Here is a 15,791-nt window from a genome sequence, read left to right as displayed (position 1 = left end):
TTCAGGACTCCTTTGTAATGGCTTGTATCGCGAGCTGGGCGATTCGATCGATGTCCAGCTCGGAATTGCTCGCATAGTAGTGCAGCCCGCAGCAGCCGACCAACACGGCAAGCATAAGGTTGATGCTGTCGTCTTCACGCTGCATAGTCGATTGGAGTGGAACATACAGCCTTTCCATGAATCGTCTCTTGGCAGGGTGCCGATCTTTCTCTGGCAAGCCTGTAAAATGTTCCGCTGCCATTTTGTAGACGAGATATGCGCGGGCATCTGACTGCCACAACTGGAGTAGCGTCTTGCAATACGTTAACAACTGCCTGTCGTCAGGGTTGTCCCGGCTGATGTTCGCCCATTGAGTCAGGGTTTGCTCACATCGCTCGAAGCCGCTGCTCAGCACATCTTCTATTAGTAAATGCCGGTTGGGGTAATAATGGTATACCGTGCCATAACCGAGACCAGCCTCGCGGGCGACGTCGCGAATATCAAAGCTTCCGCCCGTACGGAAGTAGGTATGCGCGGCGAAGTCCAGGATCTGTTCTCTGCGCTGCATACGTATGAGCTCATTTTGTTCTTTGGTACGGGGGCACATGGGCGCGTTAACCTCCTTTTTTTATATAGACCTGCAAATTTGTCAATATAAAGAGTGTAACGCATGAGGCGGAGAAATGCAATTATCCGTTGGCGTTCGATGAAAACAAGTATTAGACTGAATAATAAAGTGCTTACCGGGTAAGACAATCCTGAGATACGAATTTGCATTGAATCGCTTCGTCAGCAGCAAGTTCAAGAGCCGACACCGAAACAAATTAAGCGGGAGATGGATGAAAACAACAAGGACGCCATCATTGCGTCGTTAAAACGAAAGATGAAGAAGCTCGAAGAAGAAAATAAAAAGTTGCGAGAACAACTTAAGTTTTCCTATGCGGAGGTCTATCAATGGATTTGAGGGAATGACTGTTAGCTTATCCAGCTTACGGGCAGCTTAATTTAAGATCATACTCGGTGAACTGTATCATAAATAGGGGCAAGTTTAACCCTTGAAACCAGTGAGCTAGGATCAATTTCGTTTCGAGTTAATGTGAATAATATCCATTATTTTTAAATATGCGACAAAAATTGCATTTGAAGAAATATTATTGTATGATTTTATTGTGTTAAAAATTGGAAAATTTAATCGTCATTGTGTGGACAGTACGGATACTACTTCAGCAGTTAATTATGGCGTAACCAAAGTTTCTTATACTTATTAACTAAGGAGAAGCAGCCTTGCGTAAGAAGAAATATGTTAGCATAGCCTCAATTACATTGATTGTGATTATGGTCGTTCTATTCTTCAGTATGAAAAATGTTCTTTTCGACGGCTCTTCTAACAAATCAGAGGAACAGGCCGTCACAACAACCAGTGAGATGATTAACGAGACAGAGAAACCAGCTGCCACAATAACGAATAAGGGAACCAATGAAAAGAAGAGCGTAACCGCGATGGAGGCACTGCGCCTTGGGTACTCAGAGGCGAATAAGCTTACGGAAGAAGAGCCATTACTTATTAACATAACAAGCACGGATGACACTTCTGTTTCCCAGGAACGAACCGATGGTTCGGATGGAACAAGAGATGCTTGGAATCTCGAATTTGGCAGCAAGAAAGGGAATGTTTTTATTTATATCAAGATCGATAATGGAATGGCCATTAAGACTGATGTGAAAAAGCACGATAAGAATTTACTTGTAAAAGGACAGTATGCGATATCTGATATTCAAATCGATTCTTCCGATGCAGTTAAACAAGCTGTTGAGAGACTGGGGATGAAACCAGGAAATCCTGCTATAGCAGATGACTGGATCAAGGGGTATCATTTTACTATCAGCAGGTATAATACTGATCCTAACTCCTCCAAAACACGTCTGCTGCTAAGAGTTATGGGTATCTCGCCAAATTCTCCTAATCGTGAGAATGACAGTTTGAGAATGAGCGCTTTCTTTGATGTCAAAACAGGCGAATTGATGAGCGCTACCGAGATGACAGGCTTCGACAAGGATGGGAATACCATGTGGAAGAATATTGAGCTTAAATACTGATGACGGCATAAATAAATGAAGAAGGAAGATATTTTCGTAAAAATACAACATATTACCAAATAAAGAGTTATTATTGATGGAACTTACCGTGCGTTACTGCTCATGAGCAGACGCATGGTAAGTTTGTTTTTGTGTAAAGGCGTTATTAACTGTCTACTTGGTAAAGTCTATACGCATCACTCAAGTTTATTGAACTGGAAATATCCATTCTTCGAGGTGATGTATATGCTGAGTATATTCTTTAGTCCCCTGAACGGCGGTTAGGGCAATTGGAACCTAGCGGATCAAAGAAAGAGCATCCTGCAAAGGATGACCCAAAAACTCACCGTTAAAAACAGCGCGGTGAACTGTATCACAAGTTGTGGTAAAGTAGATTGTTGGGTTGAGCTAAGAGCAGCAATGTTAAAAATTGCAGATTGTTGTTTATAGATTGCTAAGTGAGGATTGAAAGGCTGGAAGATCGATGAATAAAGGGATGCAGGCGATTCGCAAAGCTAATAATTTTGAGCGATCCTAATAAAAGATGAGGTATATGTGATGCCAAAAAACGATAATATGCTGGCAATCCTATGGATGCTGAATTCGGGTGTTAAAATGACCGCAAAACAAATATCCGAAAAGTTAGAAATAAATATAAGGACAGTCTATCGGTATATTGATGCGCTAAGTGCCAGTGGAGTGCCTATAATATCCGACACTGGTCATAATGGCGGGTATAGCCTACTGAATAATTTTATCAGAGCACCACTGCTATTTGATATTGAAGAAAAAAAAGCACTTCTTCATGCTGCTGTTTTTGCAAAAGAAGCCGGATACCCTTTGAGTGAGGCATTAGGTAATGCGACATCCAAATTGAAAATGTATTCGAATGAGGAACAGGAAAGTGTTCTCAGCCGTCATTTAGCCGGATTTGAAGTTATAAACCGTAGGGGAGATCCTTCTATTCAGCCAGTATTAGCGGAATTGGAGCAAGCTGTAGCAAACGAGTTCTCTGTAGAAATTGATTATCACACACGCCGTGATGATCAACCCAAGACTAGGGTGATAGATCCCTATGGTATGGTGTACTGGAACAATAAATGGTATATTGTTGCATTTTGCCACCTGAGAAATGAGATTCGCAGCTTTCGGGTAGAACGGATTTTACAAATCAAGCGGACTCAAAACATATTTAAACGTTCCGAAGCTTTTTTGGCTCGAGAATTTTTTTTGCGAAATCTATTACCTGATTTAGTCGGCAAGGACGGGTTAATTGCTTTAGTTATCGAAGGTAGGTCAGAGGCGTTGGATGACTTATGCCTGCATTGGTTTTTGGGGCATCATCTGAAAGAGCGTACATCAAATCAAGCAATCTTTTTACTTGAGGAAAAATCAATTCATACCTATGTTCCTAATTTTCTCTTATCCTACGGGAAATCCATTCAAGTAATCGAACCACAGAGTTTGAAGGAAAAACTTGTTGGTGTGGTGTCGGAGTTATTGGAATATTATCAACTTTAATAACTTCACTGACAGCGGATGTCAGTGAAGTCATTTTATAATGACGATAATCATTGATTACCGATGGTTGGTATCACTAGATGAATTGTAAAATAAGGAGAACTTGCAAATGAATAATACGGTATATCTTTATGTGTTTGACACAATGGCAGACTGGGAAATAGGCTACGTAACTGCCGAACTGAAATCGGGAAGATATTATAAAAAGGGGCTGGTCCCGTCAAAAATAGTTACCGTGGGAATTGATAAGACTCCAGTAACTACAATGGGCGGATTGAAAATACTGCCTGACATCAAATTGGATGAGTGCAGCATTGAAAGATCAGATCTATTGATTTTACCCGGTGGAGATACATGGACAGAAACCATTCACCACCCCCTCTTAAAAATCGCTGAAAGGTGTTTAAGGGAAGGTATATGGGTTGCAGCGATTTGTGGTGCTACAATGGGACTTGCCCAGACAGGATTGCTGAATTCACGTGGGCATACAAGCAATGATCTGGAATACCTTAAAATGATCTGTCCCACTTATACAGGAGAAAAGTATTACAAAATGGAGTCTGCTGTAACGGATGGAAAACTGATCACAGCATCTGGAATAGCTCCATTGGAATTTTCTGCACACATCTTGAAAGCTTTGGATGTGTTTTCTCCAAAAACATTAGACGCCTGGTATAGCCTTAATAAGACTAATGATTCTAAATATTACTATGAGTTGATGAATTCAATACAATGAAGGTATCAGCATTTAAGGAAAAGTGAAAGTGTGTTGTATATATGGATATGGACAAGATGCCACATGAGTAACAATGCGACTTAAAATATTCCTTCCATAGGAATCCTAATGGAGTACGATAGTTAAGCATAAAGGGTTCCACATATTAGTCATGTATAATATGTAGAACCCTTTATTATATCTGACTTTCCTAAATCTAGATCTTGATTAATTGAAAAAATAAAGTTGTAGACTGCACGCTGGCATTAAGTTGTTTAAGAATACATTTGGATAAAGTGGGAGATATTACTGAAAACTTCTCCAGATGGGCGGTTATTATGAAAAAAATACTGATATCATTTTTGGTGATACTTATTTTTTCCACTGTTACAGTAGTGGCTGCGCCTGAATACGCAAAATGGGGCAAAATTGCAGTAGAGGAAACACAAAAACGATACAATGCAGTCATAATTGATTATAAGCACATTGGTCGTACTGAACTAACACCTAAAAAGTCTGAAGAGAAATTCAAACTATGGATTAGAAGCAAAGCAGGTAACGAGTTTGGGGTTTTTGTATCAATCCAATTTGACCCATCAACTGATACAATCCAATCGATTCAGTTTTCTGAAACTAATCGTTAGATTTAATAAATCTCGCTATTTACGCTAATGGGGCACGATAGCACAATGACAACAGGCTGCCGAGATCATAGGCAGCCTGTTCAGCTCCCTCGAAATGATTCAGTTTCCTCACTCAGACTCATGAATTCGCAGGATTTCATCCTGTAGTTAAAGTGATGAAGAGGATGATGAAGGAGCCGGTGGCTGGGAGATGGGGAATTGGGCATGCGTAAATAAGGGTGAATAAGGATCACCCATATTGTTCCATTATATGCACGTCTCCACTTCGCCCTAGCGATTCTCACTCCCATGTCTCAACGGGTCATAGCCCTTTCATTCCTTCGTCACATCTAACTAAGGGGTGGAGGTCGGTCTTTCTAACGGAACGGGTCCGAGCCCTTTTGCGTAACGTCTCCCGATACTCCGTGCTTCTTGTTATCCTGCGAATGCATGAGTCGATGAGGATTAATTGGTTTTATGCTGCTTGTGGGAATACCTTGATCGGTTCGTAAGCGGTACTGCTTTTAGCCAATGCGACTAGCATTCTCGCTACTTTACCGATTAATTTCATAATGGATTTCATCTTCTTCAGTTTCTTTTCCTCTACATTATAACGATGTGCCGCTCGTATCTCCGGATTTGTCATAACCATACTCATTGTCATGAGATAAAGAAAATGACGTAAACGTGGCCGGCCTCGTTTGCTGAGCACCATCTTTCCTCGCCATTTCCCGGAGCTAGCTTCAGCTAGATTTAACCCAGCATGACGCAGTAAAGCATTTCCGTGCGTATATCCGCTTAGATCACCAGCCTCACCGAGTACACCAGCTAGATTCGTAACATAGATGCCTCGTATTTCAAGGAGCTTCTGTGCATAAGGAATACGCTTAAGAATGAGGCGGAGCTCATGCTCAATTTGTTCAAGCTGGCGCTGGGCCAGGTCATATTCTTCGAGCAATTGCCCAAGATGGAGCTTGTATGCGTGGAGTGCCTGAGTGGCACCCACACTGGATTTCGCAAGTGAAATGAGTAGCTCAGCACGTTTAACTCCAGCATGACGCTTTACATATTGCTTCCAACCGGCAAGGACCTGTTCCGTATTTAACAGACGGATCTCTTTTGGCAAGGGGAAGAGTCGGAGTGTTGCGATTGCACTGGTGCAAGTGAGGATTTTAAAAACCTGACGAAGTTCAGGGAAAACAATGTCTACCCAGCGATGAATCTGATTAACCGCAGCGTTGAGGCGCTTGGTAACCGTCTCTCGGTTCGCCATTAGAATACGTAGTTCCTCGTAATCTTCGGGATGAAAACGAACAGGGGAGTAGTACCCGTTTTTGACCATGTCTGCTATGACAAGCGCATCTTTATGGTCACTTTTAGACGGTGTATTATCTCGGTTTTCCTTGTTCTTTTTGACGAGATGAGGATTAACCAGAACGGGCTCCATGCCTTGATCGAGGAGCCAACGTGCCAGGCTAAACCAGTAGTGGCCAGTGGGTTCCATACCAACTATGACGCTGCTAAGTTTGTAGGATTTGAGTAGATCTTGGATCCAGCGTTCGAACAGATCGAACCCTTCACGATGGTTACCGAATTCGAGCGGAGTTCCCAAAGCAATCCCACGAAAGCTGACCGCGCGGGCCACATGGACTTCTTGGGCGATGTCTACGCCAATGACCAAATGATGAACGGTAATGTTTTCAATGAGTTGATTTTGCTTGTCTTGAGCTTTAAACTTCATAGTAGAGCGACCTCCTAAATGGTGAGATTAAAAGGGCTGTAGACCCGTATCCAACTCCCATGTTACCGAGGCGCTCGTTTTTGTTCAAACTCCAAATTATTCAGTTTACAGGAATTCTAACGGGCAGAATAACGTGATGTAGGTGTGTACTTTAAATGAGAAGAGTAATAGAGGTGGATTAAAGATAGGACTTTATTTTCCAGTCCAAGACTGCCGCTGGTTTTATAAGGCGCCATTCTAAAACCCTATTTGCCTCGGACATTACCTCCTCAATATCAGCAGGGTCCACGATTTTTGGGAATTTTCATCGTATGACTAGTTTAACCTCTAATTGAACTATCTTAATCCCAGGATGAAATCTCTCCAAAATGCTGTGAAATAACAGCATTTTATAAACTAGAACTAAGGACAGCTTACCAAAAAGGACTAAAATTACTACTTTGTTCTATAATTTCAACATATGAAAAATTCACAATAGAAAAATCAAAACCTATTCCTCTCCCTAGCTACAATTCACTAATTCAATAAGTTCTACGCCCCCACAAACAAAACCCATGAAAAAGGATACCCAACACCAACCTCTATGTTTACACAAGCTTTTTTTCTATTTTTATTGCTAGTTCCATAGCTTGTAGGGCATGGTCTAACTCGATTATGGATGAAGTACCCTCCTCTAAGCATTGGATAGCATGCGTAATACTCTTTTCAAAAGGATTAGCTTGTTCTATCAATAGTTGCTGTTTACCTGCAGAGGTATATTCAATTAATGATCCTTCAACCTTTCCGTTCATGTCGTCACTTTCTTGATAGACAAGCTTTCCTTGTTCAAAATAAGCTTCATACCCTACGGAAAAAGGATAACCAGCTGGCATTTGTGAGGATACAACGATTTCTGCGGAGACATTCGTTTTCTGAAAATGGGTACGTACTAACGCTTGTTCATTTCGTCCACCATCGGTTCCCCACACAGAGTATTCTTCTAAAGACCCAAGCAGCCAGGTAACAAAATCAAGTTCGTGAATCATCAGATTTGTGGAGATAGAATGAAGTCCGAGATCACCCCACAGAGGTGCCGTTTCTCTTTTTAAGGTGAAGGCTAAGAGCTTTCCATATTTCTCTTGATGAGTGGTTTCGTATAAATATTTGTACGCAGGATCAAATTTAATAAATTGGTTCACGAGGATTCGTCTGCCATACTGTTGTTCTGCTTCCTTCATCGCAAGGGCATCTTCATTGTTAAAGCATACAGGTGTTTCACAGAATACATGTTTCCCATGCTTAAGCGCCTCAACGGCAAACTGTCTATGTAAAGTTACGGGCAGACAGATATCGATCACATCAATTTTGGTATCAAGCATGATATCCTCTATATTTGTGGTAATCTCAACGCCTAAAGCTTGTTTTAAATTTTGCAGCTTAGCTTCATTTCTACCATAAACAATAACTTTGTCTACACGCTCATTTTTCGTCAATAATTCTGCATGATAAGCTCCGAACCCTGTTCCTAAAACGGCAATTTTCATATGTTTCAGCTCCCTTTATGTAATGAACTAATCATAACCTCTTATTGTTGACAACATCATGGCAAGAATTTTGAAGTATACTTGATAAAAAAGAAAAGCTCGGAGGTTCCCATGCGTTTGCATCGTTTGATTGCTATTTTATTATTAGTGGAGTCGAGAGGGAAAATGAAGGCCAATGAACTAGCTCAAGCCTTGGAGACTTCTGTACGTTCAATCTATAGAGATATTGATGTACTAGCTGAAGCTGGAATTCCTTTGTTGTCTATGTCGGGGCCGAATGGTGGTATCTCCTTAATGGAGGGATATACAGTTAACCTGAAGCAGTTACATGGTGAAGATGTAATCAATCTATATTTAACAGGTATGGGCATCTATTCTGGAGGACATTCTGAATCTGGTCTTAAGCTGAAGACGACGCTGTTGAAATTAGAAAAAACATTGCCCGCATCCTATCAACCTGACATTCAGAAAGCGCAAAAGCGCTTTTATTTCGATGACACACCTTGGTGGACAGAACGAATAGAAATCCCCTGTCTGGAATCTATCCGGACAGCCGTTTGGCGATCTCAGAAACTACAGGTTAAGTACCAAAAGGTTAACGGAGAAGTATCGTGCAGGAAATTACAGCCCTATGGTCTTGTGGTGAAAAAAGAGGAATGGTATCTTATAGCCTACTGTGAAGAAGCTAATCAAATCCGAACGTTTAAATGTGAGCGAATTGTCTCTACGCAGCTTGTGGAAGAAGAGTACTCTATACCTATGGATTTTTCATTAGAAGAGCACTGGAAGCAGCAGGGACAGGTTTTTAAGCAAGCGTGTAAAGAAGAAGAGGTCTATCCTGTTGTGATCAGAGCTGATAAGAGAACAATGTCTTCTTTATCTCAGCTAGAGATCATGGAAATGAGAGAAGAAGGGGATGCATTCATTTTAAAGGTGAATATGTTTGGTTATGAAAGTGCATGTGCTAATGTCTGGTGCATAATAGGTCATTCCGAAATCATGGAGCCCTTAGAGCTAAGGCAATATGTAAAAGGCCAGCTGAGTTTTCTTCAGGGAATATATGATTAACCGTTTTTTCTATGTAAAAGAGACCGTAGCTATTGCATATTCTGCAAAGATACGGTCCCTCTTTTCTGATTAAAAGAATTAATTCATATAATTGGTTAACATAATAATGATTATGTTAACCGAGATGAGGATGATCCAATAAACAACGTATTGAATTGGAAAATCATCCTTTTATTGCTCTATTTTTAATACCAAGTGTTAATTTCTCTCTGGCAACAAGTCTTTTGTGCGCTACGAGAAGAAAAGGAAGACCAAAAGCTGTTGTTAAAGCCAACGGCACAAAGATCGCAAGGCCATTCTGAGCGCCATAATGGTCTAACAACACCCCACCGAAGATAGGTGCCATAACACTCCCTAAATTATTAAAGCCAATCGTACCAAAGTACGTCCCTTTCATTTCAGGTTTGGCAATCCGATCGATTAACATGTCCATCATCGTAAAGAGTAAGACTTCCCCTATAGTGAACAGAACTACACTGATCATTAGTAGAGCCACACCACCAGCAAGCCCCACTAAGAGAAGACTAAGTGCAACGCAGATATTCCCAAGTATTAAAGGGACAATCGGTGGAAATTTACTTGCCGTACGTACAATGGGATACTGCACTACTAACACGGTTATAGCATTCAGTGAAAGCATATAGGAGAACAATTGCCCCCCATTGGTGAAATGCGTGTTCATCGCTAAATATTGAGCCATTGTTGAGCCGAAGTGACCGTATCCTAACACACAAAAGATTATACCCAGCAATACTGGCAGGAACACACGGTCTTTTCCTGTGATTGTCAAAGCTTCGAGTAAACGTGGTGCTTGAGCTTGTGTACGGGCGGGCATGCTTGAACGATGTGCCTTAAATTGCATGAATAATACAATTCCGTATGCAACATATACGATTCCGGCGATTAGAAAAGGAAAAGTTGATTCCGCAGAGCCGAGCTGTAGCCCAATGATCGGACCAAATACTACACCAAGATTAATTGCTGCATATCTAAGATTAAAGACAAGCAGCTTGCTCTCGGGTGGTGTAATATCGGACAAAAGTGCCCGTGAAGTAGGCTCGAATACTGATCGACATAAGCCATTTAGGGTGTTTACCAAGAAAAATACCCATAGATGCTGAGCCACTGAGAATCCGAAGAAGACGGCTGCCCAGCCAAATACCGAGATTAACATCACGATTTTGCGGCCAACAATATCAGAAATATAACCGCCATAGAAACTAGCCAATACGCCTGCCAGCGAGCTAACCGCGACCGTAATCCCTGTTTGTGTCGGGGAAGCTCCGAGAACTTGGGTCAGATAGATGGATAAGAATGGGATGCTCATCGAGGTCACCAGACGTCCGAACATGGTGCCGATGATAATTGTCCAGGCTAGAGGGTGAATGTGCCTTAGATGCTGTTTCATAATGATTACGATCTCCTAGTCTTATTGCTCTAATATTGTTGCTGCATATTCATTGTTGATTTATGTATAATTATAATGATAAAAGGGGGAAGGAAAAGTGTAAGAAATACATTGACCGTTTCACCTTTAAAGGAGTGAACCATTTGGACCAGATAAGTAATCATTTTTTATGTTTAGCAGCAAGCGTTACTAGTTCGTTCAAAGTGAATGAACCTGTTCCTGTGACGATAGATTTATTGGCTTCGATCCTAATTTGCACTCCACGCAATGTTAAATTCGTTCTGCGGAAACTGGAAGAGCAGGAATATATTCTATGGCAGCCGGGGAGAGGCAGGGGGCATATCTCTCAACTTACTTTTTTAAAAAGTATTGATGAGGTGTTCGAGGATAGCTTTCAGGAGTTAGTCAGTAAAGGCAAGATAAAAGAAGCTATCGAATTGATGAGCAGCGATCAGGTGACCGGACCCTTAAAGGAACGATTGTTAACGATGTTAAATAAACAGATGGGTTTCCGTAGTGAAGCAGAGTCAACCTCAGGGCTGGACGTCCTGCGGATTACCCGTAACCGGCATAAGGAAGTACTGGACCCTGCTTATGTATACACCGCTTTTGAATCCTATTTGCTGGGTCAGATCTATAGCACACTAGTTACTTATGACGCAACGACCGATGCCTTTCTTCCTGGTTTGGCCCATATGTGGGAAGCTAATGAGGAGCATACAAGTTATATTTTTTACCTCCGCAAGGGGGTACGCTTTCATCACGGAAGAATTATGACCTCGAGAGATGTAAAAGAGACGCTACAACGGCTTATTGACTTGAATAGCCCTGCGGTGAAACTTTATAAGGATATCGAACGAGTAGAGGTTGAAGGAGATCATCGAATCCGGTTTGATCTGTCTCGTCCAAATCTCTTTTTTCTGCATCTGTTTAGTTGCATTCACATGTCCATACTCCCATACGATATAGACATCACTAGTGAAGTGATCGGTACAGGTCCTTACCGTTTAATGGATCTGAATGAGGATGTATTGGTGCTCGCAGCTTTTGATTTTTATTTCGGAATTCGGCCGCTCCTGGATCGTGTTGAGATTTGGTATTTGCCAAAAGAGGCTTCTAATGAACGCCAATACCAGCTGCCAAATCCTGAACATGGAGAACTTTTACCTGATATCATCAGCAATCACAGTATAGATTACCCGGCCTTAGGCTGTAGATATATTCTGTTTAATTTTCATAGAGAGGGAATTCATCAGCAGCTATGGTTTCGTCAAGTGATCCGTATCCTTTACAGTCGAACGGCTTTAATAAAAGAGTTGGGTGGCAATCGTATCACTCCAGCAGATAGCTTTTTGCCATGGGAGAGCAGTAAGAGAGAGCTTGTAGATCCAACTTTGGAACATGCCCGAGCGCTTTTAGCGGAAAATGGGTATCAGGGAGAAGTCATTACTTTAGCAACTAAGGATAAAAAAGAAGAACGAGAAGAAGCGTTATGGCTCCAAACACGCGCTGCCTCCGTTGGTTTGCAAATTAAATTATACTTTTTCAATGAGTTTAAAGCAGATCATATACAGACAACAGCCGAGATCCAGCTTGCTGAAGAGGTTTTAGAAGACGATTGGCAATGGGGAATGATTAACTACTTTAATAATAAATCTAATTATTTATTTTCTTTGCTTAGAGAGGACCAGATTTCATTGTTTTCAAAGGTGTTAGGTCCTTTCACAGAATCTCCAAAGGATGAACGGGTGAAGCTGCTGAATCAAGCGGAGGGAATTTTACGAGACAATTATTGGGTGCTGCATGGCTGTCATATGAATAAAAAAGCTCAGCTAAATCAAAGCCTGTTTGGTCTGCACACCGGTTCCTTCGGGTTTTTGGACATCTCCAAGTTATGGATTAAAACTAGGCTTTAAGGTTTTCTTTTGTTATACTTTCCAGGGAGGCTGTATCGATAGAATCGAATGGTGCTCTAGTTGGATCAGATTTATGAATAGTAATTTAATTGTAGCCATGGAGGTGAACTCGTTGGATTTTGCTCAGATCCGTATGGACCGAGACAAAAGAACGGTCGATACTTGACTCTTTTTTTGCCATTCGGACCTGTTTAGCGGATAAGCTAAGCGGTCTTTTTATTTGTTTAAAATAAGGTGAAAAAAGGGGAGACTTACATGCGTTTTCTATTCGTGGGTGCAGGAGCTATTGGTGGTTATTTTGGAGGGCGTCTAGTTCAAAAAGGGGAAGATGTAACTTTTCTAGTCCGTTCTACTAAACAAAAGCAGTTAGAAGATGAGGGTCTGGCAATAAAAAGTGTGCATGGTGACTTTCAGACTCCCGTTCGGACGATTACATACGGGGAGAAGGCAGAGCCTTTTGACTGTATTATTATTGCAGTGAAGGCCTATCATTTGCCTCAGGTGATGATGGATCTAACCCCTTTCGTCGGTGAACATACAATGATTCTCCCGCTCCTCAATGGGTATAAACATTTTGGTATTTTGCAGCAGCATTTTGGAGCAGAAAAGGTACTGGGTGGTCTTTGTTATATCGAAACAACGTTAGATTCGAATGGAGCTATCATACAAAGTAGTTCTTTCCATAGTATTGTGTTTGGTGAATGGGCGGGTGGGGAGTCAGAACGGATGCAGATACTTCTCAGCCATTTGGATAAAGCAGGATTCACTGTGATATTAAGTTCTGATATTCAACGCGAAGTGTGGCAGAAATATATATTCGTAGCTAGTTTAAGCGGGATTACAACTTTAATGGATAGCTCGGTTGGACCTATTTTAGCCTCACCTACAGCTCGTGCTATTTATGAGCAGCTTCTGAATGAGATCGTGAGCATAGCGCAAAGTGCAGGTATGCCTGTTGGACCAGATATGGTGTCGGTCACGATGCAAAAGATGGATTCGGTCCTGCCCGAATTTACCTCCTCTATGCATAGGGATATGCTAAAACATCTGCCAGTGGAAGCTGAGCATCTGCATGGTGCACTTTTGGCGATGGCTGTACCTGGTCAAGTTGCGTATCCCATTCTTGAAACCGTATATGCCCGTTTGAAAGTATACGAAAGCGTTAATGATATGAGATGATCTGTATAAAATGACTGTAAGGAGCTGGACGATTATGAAGGAACTGAATCAAAAGATAATGACTTTTCTAATGTTCGAAGGAAAGGCTGAAGAAGCTATGAATTTCTATACTTCTTTATTTGATCACTCCGAAATCATCAGTATTAAGCGTTATGGAGCGGACGAAGCAGGACCTGAAGGGAGTGTCATGCAGGCTACTTTTTCATTACATGGACAAGTTTTTATGTGTATAGATAGCTATGTGAAGCATGGATTCACCTTTACTCCAGCGGTATCCTTATATGTGAATTGTGAAAGTGAAGCTGAAATTGACCGCGTTTATGAAGCATTATCCCAGGGTGGACAGGTGCTCATGCCACTAGGTGAATATCCATTCAGTTCGAAATTTGGCTGGGTGGCGGATCAATTTGGCGTGTCTTGGCAATTAAATCTTCTGGGGAATGTGTAAACGATTGATGTGTTGCACAGACAGATAATACGCTGTATCACAAGGGGCCGAGGTCGTCTATAAATGACGAACTCGGCCCCTTAGTGTCAGGCAGCGGAAAGGTCTGAGGACTCTTCTGATTTTAACTCACGATTGCAGCCCGCTTATGACTAATGATGAAATTCTCTCGGCGACTTCTTGTTGATTTATAGTATTATTTCCTGTTACCCATTGATAGACACCTTCATGGATCATTTGTGCGATGATCGGTACATAAAAGCTTTTCATGTTATCTCCTAAAGCGTTAGATAAGTGAACCTTCAGCTCATTTACAATCTTCTCTTTCAATTGAGGGACAACCATCCCTATATAACTGCTGCGGCATTGTATGTTCGGTTGCTGATAGAAATCGAATACCGATAATACGAGTTGAATGATGCCTTCTTGATCGAATTTAATTTCTCCTTCAGTATGTTTTACAATAGCCGCGGATGCCGAATCACCCATAATATAATCCAATAATTCATATTTATCATTAAAGTGTGCATAAAACGTGGCTCGATTAACTTTAGCTCCCTTTGTTATATCGACGATTGTTATTTTCTCAAAATCCTTCAGGGAAACTAACCTTAAAAAGGAGTCAATTAAAGACTGTTTAGTCTGTGTCAGCCGAATATTGTTTACTTTAGTAGCCATTACTTCACTCCTACCCAACAATTTAGCAATCTTGTTGCTATAGCAACATTTGCAGGTTGATTGTTGATTGATACATTAAATTAGTAGCTGTATATTAGCAATTAAAGCAACAGCTGTTGCTTTAATATATCATAGAAAAGGAGTTCATCAAAAATGAAAAATATTGTTATCGTTGGTGCAGGGCCTGGGTTAGGATTGTCTCTAGCTAAAAAATTCGGAGTTAATGGATTTAGGGTGGCTGTCATTTCACGCAATCCCGAGAAATTATCAATGATTATAAGTGAACTTAAGAAACTTAATATTGAAACACAATCTTTTGTAGCGGATGTGACAGATTTAGCAGCGCTAAAACAAGTCTTTCAAGCGATAATAAAAGAGTTTGGTTCAATCGATGTACTAGAGTTCAGTCCGTATGCAGGGTGGGATAAATTCACTCATGTGCTGGAAACTACACCTCAAAGTGTGTTGGAACAAATAAACAGTTACTTGCTGCCCGCCGTTCTTTCAGTTAATGAAGTATTACCCGATATGATCCATAGAGGATCAGGAGCCATTCTTTTTACCACTGGTATTTCTGCTATGTTCCCGTTGCCTTTTGTAGGAAATGGCGGCATTGTTATGTCTGGTATACGAAATTATGCTACTGCTTTACACAATCAGTTAATAGATAAAGGAGTATTTGTCGGCCATCTTTCCATAGGGACAATGATACAAGCTGGAACAGCTGGTGATCCTGATGTTATTGCAGAGACTTGGTATAGCTTATATGAAAAGCAAGATAACTTTGAGGAAGTATTCCCTCTAGGATTCGACCCGACCCTTTTTCCAAATTAAAAAACTAAATCTTATTGGATAAGCAAGTCGCCTTAATGGCGGCTTTTTATCTATTAGAAGACTTATCTCTCATCAGAGTGAAGCA

The 15,791-nt window shown here is 41.1% G+C and carries 14 protein-coding genes; 9 read left to right on the top strand and 5 right to left on the bottom strand.

Features of this window, described 5'->3' with window-relative positions:
- Position 1 precedes the first annotated feature (1 nt).
- Complete coding sequence (locus tag NSQ66_RS16470; protein WP_254924482.1) at positions 2-547, bottom strand: TetR/AcrR family transcriptional regulator; 546 nt, start codon at positions 545-547, stop codon at positions 2-4.
- Positions 548-1,263: 716 nt separating this feature from the next.
- Here NSQ66_RS16470 and NSQ66_RS16465 point away from each other — a divergent pair.
- From NSQ66_RS16465 to NSQ66_RS16450, 4 genes are all read left to right on the top strand, one after another.
- Complete coding sequence (locus tag NSQ66_RS16465) at positions 1,264-2,076, top strand: hypothetical protein (protein ID WP_036687600.1); 813 nt, start codon at positions 1,264-1,266, stop codon at positions 2,074-2,076.
- Between the two features lie 537 nt (positions 2,077-2,613).
- Positions 2,614-3,576, top strand: a complete 963-nt coding sequence (locus NSQ66_RS16460; RefSeq protein WP_076099069.1) for a YafY family protein — start codon at positions 2,614-2,616, stop codon at positions 3,574-3,576.
- Between the two features lie 109 nt (positions 3,577-3,685).
- A complete protein-coding gene (locus NSQ66_RS16455) occupies positions 3,686-4,312 on the top strand; it encodes a type 1 glutamine amidotransferase family protein (RefSeq protein ID WP_076099070.1) in 627 nt (208 codons plus the stop codon).
- Positions 4,313-4,629: 317 nt separating this feature from the next.
- Positions 4,630-4,935 carry a DUF3889 domain-containing protein gene (locus NSQ66_RS16450; protein WP_076099071.1) on the top strand — a complete coding sequence of 102 codons (306 nt, stop codon included), beginning with the start codon at positions 4,630-4,632 and terminating at the stop codon, positions 4,933-4,935.
- A 454-nt stretch (positions 4,936-5,389) separates the two neighbouring features.
- Here NSQ66_RS16450 and NSQ66_RS16445 read toward each other — a convergent pair whose 3' ends face one another.
- A complete protein-coding gene (locus NSQ66_RS16445; RefSeq protein WP_036684113.1) occupies positions 5,390-6,655 on the bottom strand; it encodes an IS110 family transposase in 1,266 nt (421 codons plus the stop codon).
- Positions 6,656-7,242: 587 nt separating this feature from the next.
- Positions 7,243-8,178, bottom strand: a complete 936-nt coding sequence (locus NSQ66_RS16440; RefSeq protein ID WP_076142207.1) for a Gfo/Idh/MocA family oxidoreductase — start codon at positions 8,176-8,178, stop codon at positions 7,243-7,245.
- A 111-nt stretch (positions 8,179-8,289) separates the two neighbouring features.
- Here NSQ66_RS16440 and NSQ66_RS16435 point away from each other — a divergent pair, with 111 nt between their 5' ends.
- Positions 8,290-9,246, top strand: a complete 957-nt coding sequence (locus NSQ66_RS16435) for a WYL domain-containing protein (RefSeq protein ID WP_076142206.1) — start codon at positions 8,290-8,292, stop codon at positions 9,244-9,246.
- A 163-nt stretch (positions 9,247-9,409) separates the two neighbouring features.
- Here the strand turns inward: NSQ66_RS16435 and NSQ66_RS16430 are convergent, their stop codons facing one another.
- A complete protein-coding gene (locus tag NSQ66_RS16430; RefSeq protein ID WP_076142205.1) occupies positions 9,410-10,654 on the bottom strand; it encodes an MFS transporter in 1,245 nt (414 codons plus the stop codon).
- Between the two features lie 143 nt (positions 10,655-10,797).
- Between NSQ66_RS16430 and NSQ66_RS16425 the strand changes: the two genes are divergently transcribed.
- The 3 genes from NSQ66_RS16425 (at position 10,798) to NSQ66_RS16415 (ending at position 14,197) form a co-directional block, all read left to right on the top strand.
- Positions 10,798-12,570, top strand: coding sequence for an ABC transporter substrate-binding protein (locus NSQ66_RS16425; protein ID WP_076142204.1), 1,773 nt, complete (start codon positions 10,798-10,800; stop codon positions 12,568-12,570).
- Positions 12,571-12,825: 255 nt separating this feature from the next.
- Complete coding sequence (locus tag NSQ66_RS16420; RefSeq protein WP_076142203.1) at positions 12,826-13,749, top strand: ketopantoate reductase family protein; 924 nt, start codon at positions 12,826-12,828, stop codon at positions 13,747-13,749.
- A 34-nt stretch (positions 13,750-13,783) separates the two neighbouring features.
- Positions 13,784-14,197, top strand: a complete 414-nt coding sequence (locus NSQ66_RS16415; RefSeq protein ID WP_076142202.1) for a VOC family protein — start codon at positions 13,784-13,786, stop codon at positions 14,195-14,197.
- Positions 14,198-14,323: 126 nt separating this feature from the next.
- On the opposite strand, the gene NSQ66_RS16410 is transcribed toward NSQ66_RS16415, so the two are convergent.
- Entirely contained in the window at positions 14,324-14,872 is a 549-nt protein-coding gene (locus tag NSQ66_RS16410) for a TetR family transcriptional regulator (RefSeq protein ID WP_076099076.1), read from the bottom strand.
- Between the two features lie 153 nt (positions 14,873-15,025).
- On the opposite strand from NSQ66_RS16410, the gene NSQ66_RS16405 reads away from it, so the two are divergent.
- Positions 15,026-15,706, top strand: coding sequence for an SDR family NAD(P)-dependent oxidoreductase (locus NSQ66_RS16405; protein ID WP_076099077.1), 681 nt, complete (start codon positions 15,026-15,028; stop codon positions 15,704-15,706).
- The last annotated feature ends 85 nt before the right edge of the window (positions 15,707-15,791 follow it).

The sequence above is a fragment of the Paenibacillus sp. FSL H3-0329 genome, assembly GCF_037963285.1.
In the GTDB taxonomy this organism is placed as follows: Bacteria; Bacillota; Bacilli; order Paenibacillales; family Paenibacillaceae; genus Paenibacillus_AQ; species Paenibacillus_AQ odorifer.
Note: the sequence above shows the minus strand (reverse complement) of the source record. Positions and strands in the feature narration are given on the sequence as shown.

Coding starts and splice junctions, on each gene's coding strand:
- NSQ66_RS16470 (WP_254924482.1), bottom strand. CDS start 547: ATGCAGCGCAGAGAACAGATCCTGGACTTCGCCGCGCATACCTACTTC.
- NSQ66_RS16460 (WP_076099069.1), top strand. CDS start 2,614: ATGCCAAAAAACGATAATATGCTGGCAATCCTATGGATGCTGAATTCG.
- NSQ66_RS16455 (WP_076099070.1), top strand. CDS start 3,686: ATGAATAATACGGTATATCTTTATGTGTTTGACACAATGGCAGACTGG.
- NSQ66_RS16450 (WP_076099071.1), top strand. CDS start 4,630: ATGAAAAAAATACTGATATCATTTTTGGTGATACTTATTTTTTCCACT.
- NSQ66_RS16445 (WP_036684113.1), bottom strand. CDS start 6,655: ATGAAGTTTAAAGCTCAAGACAAGCAAAATCAACTCATTGAAAACATT.
- NSQ66_RS16440 (WP_076142207.1), bottom strand. CDS start 8,178: ATGAAAATTGCCGTTTTAGGAACAGGGTTCGGAGCTTATCATGCAGAA.
- NSQ66_RS16435 (WP_076142206.1), top strand. CDS start 8,290: ATGCGTTTGCATCGTTTGATTGCTATTTTATTATTAGTGGAGTCGAGA.
- NSQ66_RS16430 (WP_076142205.1), bottom strand. CDS start 10,654: ATGAAACAGCATCTAAGGCACATTCACCCTCTAGCCTGGACAATTATC.
- NSQ66_RS16420 (WP_076142203.1), top strand. CDS start 12,826: ATGCGTTTTCTATTCGTGGGTGCAGGAGCTATTGGTGGTTATTTTGGA.
- NSQ66_RS16415 (WP_076142202.1), top strand. CDS start 13,784: ATGAAGGAACTGAATCAAAAGATAATGACTTTTCTAATGTTCGAAGGA.
- NSQ66_RS16410 (WP_076099076.1), bottom strand. CDS start 14,872: ATGGCTACTAAAGTAAACAATATTCGGCTGACACAGACTAAACAGTCT.
- NSQ66_RS16405 (WP_076099077.1), top strand. CDS start 15,026: ATGAAAAATATTGTTATCGTTGGTGCAGGGCCTGGGTTAGGATTGTCT.